This is a genomic window from Paenibacillus spongiae, from assembly GCF_024734895.1.
GTDB lineage: Bacteria > Bacillota > Bacilli > Paenibacillales > Paenibacillaceae > Paenibacillus_Z > Paenibacillus_Z spongiae.
The window spans coordinates 2,887,420-2,901,116 of the sequence record NZ_CP091430.1 but is presented as its reverse complement, the minus strand read 5'-3'; the positions used below and the strand labels follow the sequence as shown (position 1 = coordinate 2,901,116).

At 50.6% G+C, this 13,697-nt stretch carries 14 protein-coding genes; 3 read left to right on the top strand and 11 right to left on the bottom strand.

Annotated features, from left to right (window positions below; translation table 11 throughout):
* Positions 1 to 25: 25 nt before the first annotated feature.
* Positions 26 to 1,330 carry a hemolysin family protein gene (locus L1F29_RS13460; RefSeq protein ID WP_258388810.1) on the bottom strand — a complete coding sequence of 435 codons (1,305 nt, stop codon included), beginning with the start codon at positions 1,328 to 1,330 and terminating at the stop codon, positions 26 to 28.
* A gap of 240 nt (positions 1,331 to 1,570) precedes the next feature.
* Here L1F29_RS13460 and L1F29_RS13455 point away from each other — a divergent pair, with 240 nt between their 5' ends.
* Positions 1,571 to 2,323: a DUF1836 domain-containing protein gene (locus L1F29_RS13455; RefSeq protein ID WP_258388809.1), complete on the top strand. Its 753-nt coding sequence runs from the start codon at positions 1,571 to 1,573 to the stop codon at positions 2,321 to 2,323.
* A gap of 272 nt (positions 2,324 to 2,595) precedes the next feature.
* On the opposite strand, the gene abc-f is transcribed toward L1F29_RS13455, so the two are convergent.
* The 4 genes from abc-f to L1F29_RS13435 form a co-directional block, all read right to left on the bottom strand.
* Positions 2,596 to 4,344 carry a ribosomal protection-like ABC-F family protein gene (gene abc-f / locus L1F29_RS13450; protein WP_258388808.1) on the bottom strand — a complete coding sequence of 583 codons (1,749 nt, stop codon included), beginning with the start codon at positions 4,342 to 4,344 and terminating at the stop codon, positions 2,596 to 2,598.
* A gap of 481 nt (positions 4,345 to 4,825) precedes the next feature.
* A complete protein-coding gene (locus tag L1F29_RS13445; RefSeq protein WP_258388807.1) occupies positions 4,826 to 5,284 on the bottom strand; it encodes a hypothetical protein in 459 nt (152 codons plus the stop codon).
* Positions 5,285 to 5,613: 329 nt separating this feature from the next.
* On the bottom strand, positions 5,614 to 6,123 hold the full coding sequence (locus L1F29_RS13440; protein WP_258388806.1) for a DUF6886 family protein: 510 nt from the start codon (positions 6,121 to 6,123) through the stop codon (positions 5,614 to 5,616).
* 19 nt (positions 6,124 to 6,142) lie between these two features.
* Positions 6,143 to 7,000 (bottom strand): helix-turn-helix transcriptional regulator, encoded by an 858-nt coding sequence (locus L1F29_RS13435; protein WP_258388805.1) that lies wholly within the window; start codon positions 6,998 to 7,000, stop codon positions 6,143 to 6,145.
* Between the two features lie 149 nt (positions 7,001 to 7,149).
* On the opposite strand from L1F29_RS13435, the gene L1F29_RS13430 reads away from it, so the two are divergent.
* The gene (locus L1F29_RS13430; RefSeq protein ID WP_258388804.1) at positions 7,150 to 7,980 is read left to right on the top strand and encodes a phytanoyl-CoA dioxygenase family protein; all 831 of its coding nucleotides are present in this window, start codon (positions 7,150 to 7,152) and stop codon (positions 7,978 to 7,980) included.
* A gap of 43 nt (positions 7,981 to 8,023) precedes the next feature.
* Here L1F29_RS13430 and L1F29_RS13425 read toward each other — a convergent pair whose 3' ends face one another.
* Positions 8,024 to 8,617 (bottom strand): DUF4269 domain-containing protein, encoded by a 594-nt coding sequence (locus L1F29_RS13425; protein ID WP_258388803.1) that lies wholly within the window; start codon positions 8,615 to 8,617, stop codon positions 8,024 to 8,026.
* A 153-nt stretch (positions 8,618 to 8,770) separates the two neighbouring features.
* On the opposite strand from L1F29_RS13425, the gene L1F29_RS13420 reads away from it, so the two are divergent.
* Positions 8,771 to 9,721, top strand: coding sequence for a hypothetical protein (locus tag L1F29_RS13420; RefSeq protein WP_258388802.1), 951 nt, complete (start codon positions 8,771 to 8,773; stop codon positions 9,719 to 9,721).
* A gap of 90 nt (positions 9,722 to 9,811) precedes the next feature.
* Here the strand turns inward: L1F29_RS13420 and hprK are convergent, their stop codons facing one another.
* The 5 genes from hprK to L1F29_RS13395 form a co-directional block, all read right to left on the bottom strand.
* Positions 9,812 to 10,720, bottom strand: coding sequence for an HPr(Ser) kinase/phosphatase (hprK, locus tag L1F29_RS13415; protein ID WP_258388801.1), 909 nt, complete (start codon positions 10,718 to 10,720; stop codon positions 9,812 to 9,814).
* Positions 10,721 to 10,814: 94 nt separating this feature from the next.
* Positions 10,815 to 12,215, bottom strand: coding sequence for an MFS transporter (locus tag L1F29_RS13410; RefSeq protein ID WP_258388800.1), 1,401 nt, complete (start codon positions 12,213 to 12,215; stop codon positions 10,815 to 10,817).
* A 53-nt stretch (positions 12,216 to 12,268) separates the two neighbouring features.
* Positions 12,269 to 12,772: an NUDIX domain-containing protein gene (locus tag L1F29_RS13405; protein WP_258388799.1), complete on the bottom strand. Its 504-nt coding sequence runs from the start codon at positions 12,770 to 12,772 to the stop codon at positions 12,269 to 12,271.
* A gap of 21 nt (positions 12,773 to 12,793) precedes the next feature.
* Positions 12,794 to 13,378: a hypothetical protein gene (locus L1F29_RS13400; RefSeq protein WP_258388798.1), complete on the bottom strand. Its 585-nt coding sequence runs from the start codon at positions 13,376 to 13,378 to the stop codon at positions 12,794 to 12,796.
* Between the two features lie 38 nt (positions 13,379 to 13,416).
* The gene (locus L1F29_RS13395; protein ID WP_258388797.1) at positions 13,417 to 13,686 is read right to left on the bottom strand and encodes a hypothetical protein; all 270 of its coding nucleotides are present in this window, start codon (positions 13,684 to 13,686) and stop codon (positions 13,417 to 13,419) included.
* Positions 13,687 to 13,697: the final 11 nt, after the last annotated feature.

Here is a 13,697-nt window from a genome sequence, read left to right as displayed (position 1 = left end):
TGCGTTATACTATGCGCGGGAGTGCTTATTCGTTGATTGATTCTATATTTTCTTCCTTCACGATTTCGATCTTGCGGATGCGATGCTTGTCCTTCTCGAGAATGGTGAAGGTTAGATTCTCATATTGCCACGGAATCCCCTTCTCCAGCTCCGGCTGATGGCTGAACAGCCAGCCGCCAATGGAGTCCACTTCTACATGATCCAGATTCGAGCCCAACGTTTCATTCACATCGTCGATTAATGTATGGCCAAGGATGGCATACCGGTTCGTGTCAAGCGGCTCGATCTCAAGTTTCTCGTCATTGTCGAATTCATCGCGGATTTCCCCGACAATCTCTTCCAAGATGTCCTCGAACGTGATCAATCCGGACGTTCCGCCGTATTCATCCAGCAGCAAGGCCATTTGAACCTGCTCCTGCTGCATCTTCTTCAACAGCGACTTGATCGGCATTCCTTCAGGAACGGTCATGACCGGCTGCAATAACTGGTTGAAATCGAAATCGGGGTTATTGTCATAGCTTAGGAAAAACTTCTTCGTATTCACCATCCCGATAATATTGTCCTTATTGCCTAATGCCACCGGGAATCGGGTATATTGTTCTTTTTTAATGACGTTCATATTTTCTTCCAGCGAATGGTTGGCGTACAAGCAAACCATATCCGTCCGTGGAACCATGATTTCTCTTGCGAGCAGCTCGTCAAATGCGAAGATCCGATTGACATAGCTTAATTCCGTCTTGTTGATCATACCGCTCTCATAGCTCTCCGAAAGAATGATGCGGATTTCTTCCTCCGAATGGGCTTCCCCATGCTCGCTGGCAGGCTTCATGCCGAATATGCGGACGAAAGCGTTAGCCGATCCGTTCAATGTCCATATGAAAGGATACATGAGTTTATGGAAGAAAATAATGAGCGGCGCGGTAAGCACCGAAATTTGTTCCGCTCTTTGGATGGCTACTGTTTTCGGCGCCAATTCCCCGAGCACCACATGCAGGAAGGTCATCACGACGAATGCGATACCGAACGACAGAATACTGCTCACACTTTCGCTCAAAGCGAAGCGTTCGAACAACGGATGCAGCATCTTCTCGACGGTCGGCTCGCCTAGCCAGCCCAAACCGAGCGCCGTAATCGTAATTCCAAGCTGACACGCCGATAAATAGGCATCCAGATTTGAAGTGACTTTCTTAACAGCAAGGGCGTTCTTCGTACCTTCCGCAACCATCTGATCGACCCGGCTCGAACGCAGCTTAACAATGGCGAACTCAGTTGCGACAAAAAATGCGGTTAACAGAATAAGTACAGCGACCAAAAACAAATTAAAGACCATTTCGACCTTCCCTCTACTAGAAATTTGAGCTGTTCTTACTATAGGTTCATATGAACTATTCTAATAAACCGACCCAAACTTCTCAACTGCGGTATGCGTTTAAAAACGGTTATTTCAGGTTGGATTTGCCCAAAACTGACCATCAATACCTCATTCTTATGGAATATTTCCTTTTGACATCCTTGCAGGGGCACTTTATGATTGGTTCATAAGAACTGTTCAGCAATTGAGGTGATAAAGATGGAACTTTTAACATTAACCCGTAGAGATATGGCTGCACTCCTCTTTGCTCTGAACGGACAATCGGATCGCCCGCCGCTTGCCATCATTCAAGATATTTGGCGCGCGAATCATCAGCAGGCTTTCGATCAAGGCAATTCGATGTCCGCCTTCGTTGCAACTTCTCTGCCGCCGATTATCGAGCGGATGATTAAAGCTCAGGTTAAGCCCGCCTTATCCTTAAGCGATATTGTTTCTCTTGGCACACAAATCGAGTATACCCAATTCAGCGTCACTTCGATCCAAAACTGGGTTAAACGGGATTTCAAGGATTTTATCGGGCAGCCCGCGGAAGGCAAGAAATACTCGCTTCAGCAGGTCGCGTTGTTCTTCATCATAGAAGATTTGCGCTCTACGCTCGATTATGATTCCATTCGAAAGCTGCTTGAACTTATGTTCGGCCAGACCTGGTCGGATCAGAGGCTCTCCATTTCTCCTATGGCGTTCTATGCCGCATATTCGGAGCTATATGAGATTCTGGATGAGCGGTACCGGAATTTCACAGGCGAACGGATGGATTTCATTAACAAGTGGGATCAAATGATCAACGAGCTTTCCAATGAATGCGCCAAGGACCGCGGCAATCTATCGTCCAGCCAGCAGGATGCGCTGAAGAATGCAATTCACGTTGCGGTTATCGCCGTTCATACCGCAAGCTTCCACTCTCTCGCCCGACGTTATGTGAATGGGATGGTTTTTCTTAACAATCTGTAAGGACTACCTTGATGGAATGAAAGATTGAACACCAGTCCGCTTCGCAGGCAGAATGTTCTTCCGATCGCTGTTGTTCCTGGATACCCTTGAATTTATTATTACAAAGACTATCCCTACAGTATCACCTGACCTTTTATTGCTGGAACATTTACTTTACAGCTTTAACAAGAAACCTTTCCCTGTTCGTGTGAGTCGACACAAACCAAGGAAAGGTTTCTTTGTTAACCAGTTATATTGAAGATCGAACTTGCAAGTGAAGATTTATAAATAAGCTATGCCTGAGACAGCTGCTTCTTCTTACGAATCAGCATCTGAAACTCCTTATCCAGCGCCTCGTATTGAGGGTCGTTCACGGTATATTTGCTTAGCTCTCCGAGGACGGATACGATCCGGGTCTCGATAATCATCTTCTGCTCTTCAAGATGCTGCGCATCCTCTCCGGGGGCTGGCTTCTTCTGTTTTCCCTTATCCATGTAATCATTGAAGCCGCTCTCGAACTTGCGTATGGCGCCTTCGTTGAATACAAGCAGCTTCTGACAGATTCGCTGGAGAAAATAGCTGTCGTGCGATACGACGATCAGCGTGCCCAGATAGGAATCCAGCGTCTGCTCCAGCTGCTCCCGGCTGGCTAGATCGAGATGATTGGTCGGCTCGTCGAGTATGAGAACATCATTGTCCCGCAGGATAAGCTGAGCCAGCTTTACCCTCGTCCGTTCGCCTAAGCTTAACTGGCTGATCGGTTTCTTCAGCATCGACTCCTCAAACCCCATATTGGCCAGAAGCGTACGAGCCTTGCCGGCATCGCTGCGAATGTGGTATTCGTCTTCAATGAGCTTGAGCACGGTCCATTCGGGATTCAGATCCGTTACATCCTGGGTCAGATAAGCCACCTTGGCAGTCGGGCTCAGCCATAATTCCCCCTCGTCGACAGTCTCCTTGCCTGTCATGATGCGGATCAGCGTAGTTTTGCCGCAGCCGTTAGGTCCGAGAAGCCCGATCCGGTCACCGCGCTGAATGGCAAAGGAGCTGTTGTGAAACAATACCCGGTCGCCATATGACTTGCTCATCCGTTTCGCTTCAACGATCCGTCTGCCGCGCTTATCCGGGCTGTCGACCTCAAAGCGGATCTTGGCTTCCTCCTTAGGCTTCTGAACACCTTCGACCTCGATCTTCTCCAGCCGCTTGATGCGTGATTTGATTTGCTGGTCCATCTTCTTCGCTTTCGTCCGGTAGAACTCTTTTACCCCCCGCATCTCGGCCATCTTTCCCACTTTGCCCGCTTCGCGATGGGCCTTCGAGGACCAATTCTTGAGACGATCGATCTCCGCTTCTATCTTCTGCTCCACTTTCTTCTGTTCGATGTAGTGATGGAGCTGACTCTCGTACCTTCGCGCCTTCTCTTCGCGATAGAAGGTGTAATTGCCCGGATAAGCGTGAGCCACGCCATCCTCGAGCTCGATAATCCGCTCCACCGACTGATCGAGAAAAAAGCGGTCATGGGAAATGATCAGCACAGTGGCTCCGAATGATTTCAGCTCGTTGACTAGCCATTCGACGCCTTGAAGATCCAGATGATTCGTCGGCTCGTCGAGAATGAGAATGTCCGGCTTGGAGGCAAAAATATGGGCGATCGCCAGCTTCGTCTTCTCGCCGCCGCTCAAGCCTTCGTATCGGCCTGCATCCCAATCCTGCACCTTCTTCAGACCAAGATGGCTGGCCAGCTCCAGAAACGCTACGCCGCCATCTTCTATATAATCATCCGCCATGGAAGAGAACGTATGGACGGTATAGGACGTGGATTGCAGCAAATAGCCGATTTTCATCCCCCGGTGGTAGCGCGTGATCGAACCGCGATCTTGCTGCAGGCTCCCGAAGATGATGTTAGCCAGCGTTGTTTTGCCGGCCCCGTTCATCCCTACCAGTCCGATTCGCTCCCCTTGAGCGATATCCAGATTCACATCCCGGAGAACCGTCAGGTCTCCAAAGCTTTTCGTTAAATTGCGACAATTGATCAATGTCATAGGATCACCTCTTAGGTTTCATTTGTACGCCGCCATGAATGCTTACGCTGAACGAACGACAATAACCTGAACGAGTCCAATCCGAAATCGAATACAAAAAAACACCGCTGGCTGCTGCCGGCGGCGTCGGAAAAACGGAATATAACCGTACAAAGCCCCCTCCTTCCATACCCGGTGATGGGTAAAGAAGCGGTGACAAACCTGGGTTCTATGCAAGATTCCAATCCTCATCCTCGCATAATCCATGGTTAAGGAGTATTCCCCTTTAGACGCACGTATCCTATTCCGCTCCGCTTACGGGCAGAGCCTCTACTTTGTCATTCATATCAAATTTCATGATTGACTGTAGAATTAGGTCCACATCGCGTCTAATTGGATACCTCCTCGAAAAAGTTAAATCCATTATAACACGTAACTAGATATATTCAACTCTTCGGGCAAAACAGTCGTCCCGTAGTACATTCGGCGTCCAAGCGCCGCTTTAGCTGACGATTCTATTGAGCTCAGGATAATCTTCCAGGTAGCCCGCCGATTTAAGCTCGTCCAGCGCTTTGCGGATGCTTTGTTCATCTTCATCCGTCTGGTCGCAGAGGACTAGCAGCTCATCAATACTTGTTACCGTATTCTCCTTACAATACGTGAGCAGTCCTTTGGCCGACCAGGACAACCGGTCATCCTGGAATTCATTGATCATCTGACGATAGAATTTATGCGGAATCAGCTTGTGAAAGACAAGCCGCTGCATAGAATTCATCGCCTGCTTCGTGCTCATCCGGCCCTTCTGTGCGATTTCAGCCAAACTCGGCCTGTTCGACTCCGACATATAAGAACTGAGTACGATATAGGTCATTTGGGAATAGATGTCCAGGTTGGCATGCATGAAAATTTCGCTGGACAGCGTGAAGTTGCGTATGCTTGCATTCGATTGCTCAGGGTTCATTCAAAATTCTCCTTTCTTGATGGCCTGCCGTGCTAGAGCGGGCGTATCCCTACAAGGATTCGAATGAATGACCGGGTTTTGGGGTTTTATGAGAAACTTTTAACACAGTGTCATTATCGCATACGTTACTTCGGTGCCGTTATGCGGAATAACCGCTTCCTTCCGCCGCTGCCAGGCAGAAACCATTTAAACGGCCTGCATGGCAAAAAAGTGTGCTCTCCACGAGCACACTAGTCAGCTAATTAGTCGGGAGCAGCTCCTTTATAGCTGATTGGTCCAGTGGCAGTCGTCAAATCGAATAACATGCCTTCACCGGCCTTCGGATTTAATTATGGAGTGGCATTCTTCATTCGAATCATCGAAAAGTTTACGGTCGACGAAGGAATAACAGCCTGCAGGGGACGCAATGACGGGGTGATCCGCAGCTCGATTCCGAGTGCGATGATCTGTTCCGGAAGACTGTCAAGCCGGTCAACGGAATAAGGCTCTACCGTATTCAAAGATATGTAATATCCGGCATCAGGGGTGTGGCAGGAGAACGAATCGGTATTGAAGCGATAACGGTAAATGACCGCCTTCTTCATACGCTCATACCATGCTGTCTCGATTGCGACGATGCGTGTCGTTCCGGACTGGCCGAAGAACCGCTGCAGGTCAGCGTCCGTCGTATCCTCCTTCGGCCATATGCATACCCTGGGACATTCTCTAGGAAAGTAATAATGAGGCGCGTGAAATTCATCGATCGCCCATACCATTGCAGGCTCGTCGCTCCGGTATTCCAGCTTTCTCGGCTTGAAGACGGCAATATCGGGCTCTTCACTGAAGTGATAGAGATTCATGCTTGAACGCTCCTTCCATTTATGAACGATCGGCTGGACCGGGATGTTTCTCCGATAATACCCCTTTGAAACGGTAATATTGCGGTGAGACCCCATAGACATGTTTGAACAGCTTGGAGAAATAGAACAGCTCCGAGTAGCCGACGGCCTCCGCGATTTGAGTAATCGTCATGGACGTCTCGGCAAGCAGCACAGTCGCCCGCTCCATCCGCACGCGGGTGATGTACTCTTTCAACGAAATTCCGAGAAATTGTTTGAACTGTCTGCTCAGATAGCGCGGCGAGCAATCGAAGGCATCTCCGATCTGCTTAGGCGTCAGCTTCTCGCGCATATGCTGACGGATATAATCGGACGCCTGCTGAATCCGCTGGCGGTTCATTCGGGAAACGGAAGGCTCCTGCTCTTGCTGCTCAGCTTCCCTGACCAGCCTGATCAAGGTCAGCTTCAGAAGCAGATCGAACTCTTCCTCCTTCCACCTTGTCACCCACTTGTCGACCTCTAACAGCCGCTGCAAATAATGCTCCAGCCATTGCGGGTCCTCAAGACGAACGTAACGTGGCATCCTCTTCTCCAGGACAAGCTGTCCTTCGGGCAACACCATGGTGTAATGGAGATAGATGACCGTAAGCCGGTCTTCGGGATCGTGGCGAGCTTCAACGATATCCCCTGGTTGGAGAAGCATGCAGATCCCTTTGGATACGGCGTATAGTACGCCATTGACTTGAATATCACCATGACCGTTCATCACGTACCAGATATCGTAATCCTTCATCGGGGTACGTGGCTGCCAGATCCATTCCGGTTCGCAAATCGCCTTTCCGCAATCATGACCATTGCGCAATTGATAGTCTACAATCCGCCTGGCAAATTCGTCCATCCCGCGCCTCCTTCTCGCTGCCCAACCTTGCCTGCTGTGCAGCTTCCTACAAAAACAACCCTTCTTCCGCCATTCTAGATCGCATCCCAAATCCGTTATCTTTAAAGCAGCGGCAAGATTCCAATCCTAATCAAGGAGTTGATAGGCATATGAGCAAATTATCCGCCGAACCGCTGGAGATCAATAAGCGGCTATATCCGATCTATCGCATTCATCAACCGCTGGCTTCACCATCGGAATGGAAAGTAGAGTATAAGGAGCTGTTTCGCCAGCAGGGCTTCCTTGCCATTGAAGGCATCCTATCGGCTGCAGAAATCGAATCAGCCAAGTGCGCTCTCTCCGATATCATCGCCAATCCAGATATGAAGGGCCTCGTAGAATTCACCAAGCCCCGAAGCGAGCTGCGGACACAGGAAGAGATGGAATTAGCCGTCAGAAAAGTATATAAATTCGTGGACGGAGAAGAGCGGTTAGGCGAGCTGGCCAAACATGCGACAATACTGTCCATCGTCGAGCAGCTGCTTGGCGAACCGTCGAAGCTTGCCCAGGATATGGCGCTGCTCAAGCCTCCTCATGGCGGTGGTGAAAAACCGTGGCATCAAGACATGGCTTACGGGCCGCTGGCATTTAATAAGTCGGTGATCGGGGTATGGATCGCCCTTGACGAAGCCGGTATTGACAACGGTTGTATGCATGTCATTCCACGCTCGCATATGGATGGCGCCACCCCCCATTACGCTTTGCGCGACTGGCAGATCTGCGATGCCAATGTGCCTGTGGAGCGCAATATCGCCGTTCCCCTGCAGCCCGGCGGCATTCTATTCTTCCATGGGCTTCTCTATCACGGAACGCCTTACAACTTTTCTCCGAAGCGCAGACGTGCGCTCCAATTTCATTACGCGCCGGAATCGGTCGCGAAGCTGGGCATGGAGGAATACAAACGGATCTTCACGAATGAACTGACGAACGCGGAATGCTGAAGGATCGGGTGTGAAATCCTGCTGCGAATCCGTTTTCAGGATTTCACGCCTTCATATCCTTCGAAAGGTTATGCAAGAACGCCAATAGCTCTTCATCTTCCCAATCATACATGCGGAGCAGAAACGGATACGGGTCGTCTTGGATACTCAGATAGACACCGAATGCCGGCTCTGTTCCAAGCCCCGTTTCTTTCAGCTGCCGGATCCGTGCCTTCCCTTCGTCATTCAGAGCCTCTAATATCCGGTACTCGACGACCATATGCCTGAATCCATTCTGATGCGTCGTCACCACAGGCTGTCCGAAGATTTCGATCGGCCACCCCTCATAGGTGAATCCCGCCACGATCCGCTCGATTCCATGAACGCTCCTCCTGCGGAGACGATAGTTCTCATAGGTTTGATAGAGCTGCTTCACGGTTTCCTCGAACCGATCCATATCCCGTGCTTCACAGATGATATCCAGATCGCTTCCTGCAATGTCGATGCCGATCGGGACTGTGCCCACTAACAAAGGATGGTATGGCTGCAGGCTTTCAAGAGTCCCGAGCTCATTCAATACTCGATAGGCATGCTTCTGCCTGTCATTGCCCACGGATAAATAATCGAGACTGAAAAACCGGTTTTCATGATAAATCATCGTTATTGGATTCACTCCCCCGCTCGCTGCTTCGAAACATTTTACCACAAGATTCCTGCTCCAGGTATGTAATTCCTTCGATATGCGATACTGTAAATAACCGCGAAATAACACTCTTGTTAAGATCTGCTCATCATGAAGGGAGGGCTGGATGTGTTGCTGCGGCAATCGTTGAAGCTTAACGCTGCCGCCCTCCTGGGGACCGCCTTAATATGGGGCTCGGCAGCGGCGGTAACTCCGGATGTAACGGAAGCGGCGGCAATTAAATCAAGCTACAGCAGCTTTCATCATGTATCTGTTAAAGGGCCTGCAATCCCCGGACTGACGGGCACCAAGGAATGGGTACCGCAGGGGCTCGCCCTGGTATCCAGCCGAAATTGGGTGATCGTATCGCATTATTGGGGCAGATCCGGCAAGAATCACGCCAGCGTCATCTCGATTGCGAGCACGGCAACCAATAAACGGGTAAAGACTTTCTATCTATACGAAAGCGGCAGCAAGAAGCATACCGGGCATGTTGGCGGACTGGCGGCGAGCAGGAACCATCTATGGGTCGCCTCCGGCACGCAAGTCTACCAGATCCCGCTCAGCAAGCTGGCCAGCCAAGAAGACTTCAGCAATGTCGTCATGACGAAGTACGATCTCAGCCATAAAGCTTCCTATGCTTCTTATTCGAATGGCGTCCTATGGGTGGGTGAATATATGGATGGCAAGGATAAAGGAATAATGATGTGTGCGGCCGGTCCCAAGGGTCGGGTGTACGGATACAAATTGAATGCTAGGGATAGTCTATCATCTCATCCGGAAGCATCGTACATATGGAGCACGCCCGACCGCATTCAAGGTATGGCCCTTACCGCGGATCGCGTCGTGTACAGCCAGTCGTGCGGACGCTATAACTCCAGCAAGCTGCTCGTATATACGCGCGGTGAAGGCGGCAAATTGGTCAAACAGCTGACCATGCCGCCGATGTCCGAAGGCATTGCTTTGGCCGGCAGCAAGCTCTATATCAGCTTCGAATCCGGTGCGCGCAAATATGCGAGCGGCAGCTATCCGCTGAAAAATCTATACATCATTAACACCGGCAAATACACGCTTGATTGATCTGCATCCTGACAGTGAGGACAGAGAAGCTCCTTAGGATCATTCCGATTCCAGGAGCTTCTCTCATATCTATAATGTGCGCCGCTGAGCTTAGTCCATCTCCAGACGCTTCATGAAGTCCTCCGCCGCGCTGTACCCTTGCTGGCGCAGATACCAGTTGTTGGCGGCGGCTTCGATTAGTCCGGCCACATCCCTGCCTGGCTGCAGCTGAATTTCAATATGCGGAATGCTTACGTTCATATACTCCGAGAATCTTGGCGTAAGCTCCAATTCGTTATTCAGACAATTATTCTGCCATTGCGTAAGCTCAATGTCGAGAACGATCCTCGTCTCATCTTGGAAGGCCTTTCGCCCATACAGCCGGCTGACATTAACCAGTCCAATGCTGCGTAACGCGAGAAATTCCTTCGTCTTCCCGTCATGCGTCCCCAACAAGGTTTGCGGGCTGAGCTTCTTCAGGACGACGATATCGTCCGCCACTAACCGGTGCCCCCGCCTAATCAGCGTATGGGCCGTCTCGCTCTTGCCGACGCCGGATTTGCCCCTCAGCAAAATACCGATCCCGGCCACGTTGACGCACACGCCGTGAACGCTTATTTCCTCGGCCAGCGTCTTTGTCAGATATGCGGTCATGATCCCCAGGAAATCCGTCGTTAATGAACTTGTGCGGAGAAGAGGGATGCCTTCCTCATTGCAGTATTTTTTCAAGTACTTGAGTCCTTCTTGACCTGCCGTAACGATAAAGCATGGCGGATGATACTTGACGATATTACCGATATGAAGATTCCGTTCTTCTTCCGTCAATGTATGCAAATAATTGATTTCCTTCTTGCCCAGCACTTGTATATGCTCCTGCGGAAAGAATTCAAAGTAACCGACAAATTCCAGCCCCGGCCGATACACGCGCGACTTGGTGATCTTCCGATGAAGCTCTGTCTCTCCGGCCAGCACCTCTAGAGAGAACCGGGTCACTAATTGTTGTACATCTATCGCCTTCATGCGCTTTCCTCCTGGATCCTCGAATCAAAAACCTATTGTATCGGAATCTCTCCTTCCTTTCAATGACATTTCACACACGATTTCCATCGAATCGTCATGCCGATATTGCTTTCGAGTCCGGCCTTTCCTTCGGAAGCAGTCGGCCTGCCACAGCAACAACGAGGCAGCATGCGAAGCAAAGACCGAAGAGGATCCGAATCGGGATGCCGAAGGACTCCCCTTCGCCACCCGAAATACCCATAGAGCCGACCAGCAGCGTTGCGATGCCGATGCCTGCGATTTGGCCGAGATAGCGTACCAGCGCAAGCAGACTTCCGGCGAGACTGCTCTTGGATGCTGGCGCGGCGCTCATAATTTCGGCATTGTTCGTAGCGTGAAACAACCCGATGCCGATGCCGAAGACCGCCAATTGCAGGCCGATGCTCATTGCGGAGACAGTCGGCATGAACACCACGAACAGCATCGACAATGCGCAAAGAAACGCGCCGCCCGCGATCGGGAACGAACCGCCGTACTTGTCGCGGAACCAGCCTGCGAATGGAGCGACGATGCCCATCAGGAGAGGCTGGAGCATTAGAAGCGCGCCTGTCGTCCATGCCGAGTAGCCCAGCTGATTTTGCAGATAGAACGTGACCGGGATTAGAGTGGCCGTCTGTGCGAGATTAATCATGAAGGAGCTGGCGTTGCCCAGCCAGACCTTCCGGTATTGGAATAGTTCACGGTCAATAATGCCGTAGTCGATACGCCGTCCCTGCAGCCACAGAGCAAGGAGAAGTACGATCCCGACGGATCCTTGGATCCATGCCTCCGGGGAGATGGAGAACGCACCGCCCTCTTTCACCGATTCGGCAGCCATCATCAGCAGACAGGTTCCGGCACCAAGCAGCGCCGTACCGACCACATCGAACCGGGTTTTGGCCCCGGCGCTCTTGAACCGCGGGAACCAGCGGAAGCCTAGTGCGCATGCGGCGAGTGCGATCGGCACGTTAATCCAGAACAGCCACGGCCAGTCGACGAATTCAAGCATGAGTCCGCCAATGGCTGGCCCGGATAATGTGCCTGCCGATATGACGACAGCATTGATGCCCAGGGCACGGCCGCGCTCATGGTCAGGGAACACTTCGCGCACCATCGCTTGGCTGTTCGCCATAATCATCGTGGCGCCAATCCCCTGCAAGCAGCGGGAGAGCAGGAGACCGATGAAGCCTTGCGATACGGCGATACATAATGATCCGATCCCAAAGATAAGAAAACCATAGCTGTACACCTTACGACGCTCCAACCGATCCGATAGCTTCCCCATGAACGGAAGCAATACGACCATCGTGAGCAGGTAGATTGTAGCCACCCACTGAACTTGAGCGAGCGATACCGAGAATTGCTTCGCCATTATCGGCAGCGAAACATTGACGATCCCGACATCGAGCGTGGAGATGAGCGTCCCCATATTGACAATATGTAAAATTCCCCATTTGTTAGCGGAAGCAGCGGACATGAATCAGATTCCTCTCTTGACCGGCATAATTGGCTGCATGAATAGGACGATCGTTAGAAGACGGTTGGATCGGTCAGCTCCATCCATTGCATGGCTGACACCCCGTCATGCCGCTTCGTTACAATTCCGACTGTAACCTCTTGCAGGCGCGGGCTCACGCGATAGTGCTTGAATACATGCTTTATCGTTGAAGGCAGCATCAGCTTGTCGATATCTTGAAGATGAATCCAGTGGAGCTCGCCTTCCTCCGAGCTTACAACATCTTGACGCTCCGTGCTACCAAAATAGATGAAATGCTGCCTAATTTCATCCTCCTTCTTCCTAAGCACGATATAGGCAAGTTTCAAATCTGTTATTTCGTGCTGCCCGATCCCTGTTTCCTCGAATATCTCCCGGTAGCAGCTGCTCATCGGATCATGGATCTCCTCGGGTTCGATATGGCCGCCTACACTGCTCCAGTGCTTGAAGTCGAACAGTCTGCCTGTTTGTTTCTTCATGAGCAGCACTTCATTCTGTCGATTAAGCAGAAACGCGGTCGTCATCTGACGCAGCTCCATTGTTGGCTGACCCTCCCTGTATTACCTTTCCTGTTCATCCAACGCTTGTATGCAGCCATCAATCAGTTCCGTGCAGGCATGGATGAGCTCCTTAATATTCTCCAAGGACTGTTTATAGGATAAATTCTGATCACGATTGTATTTATGGGCTTCCATCCTCATGAAGAAGCAGACATGTGATACTGAGGAGTATGTGCCCCTTAATTTCCCTTGCAATTCAACCGGCAGCATAGCGATCACATTAGCCCTTATAGCAGCTTCGAGATTATCCGACTTGACATGGCCGGCTGCCAGCAGCAGACCTTCGAATACGAATTTCAGATCTTCCAGGTGGTTCTGCTTCTTATCGAACAGATCCGTCGATACTTTCAGAAAGTGGCCGTTATCTGAGAGCTCGGACCGAATCAGAGATAAATACGATTCCTTGTTCTCCAGCATCTGCTTATTCTGCAGCTTGACGTTCTGCTTATACCCGAATTTGGCGCCTAACCAAGCACCCAGAAAGACGCCGATTGTTCCTAGAATAGCGCCGGCAGACGACCACATCTCATCTGTCAGCACGGCATAAATTCGATCCCAGTTCATATGCGGCAGTGTTGATAGCATTGACCTTCTCAGCTCCATGTCTAAGGTGTATCTCAATATTAAATTACTTTATTCTTAGGCGCTTTCTCCCTCAGCGTAACTCTTAGCACAGGTATGCCGTCCATCAGATCAAGCACCGTATGTTCTATGACAGCCGTTTTACGTATCCTTCTCTGGCCATTATCATGCAGCTTCGTAATCTCCGGATAGAAGACCTCGTCGCTATTCATGAGAGCTTGAACGGCAGCCTCATCGAATTCATAAGGCTTCACATCCGGTTCACGGACAGTTCCTTGGTTATCAATCAATTGGAAGAAAACTTGAATCATGATTGCACCTC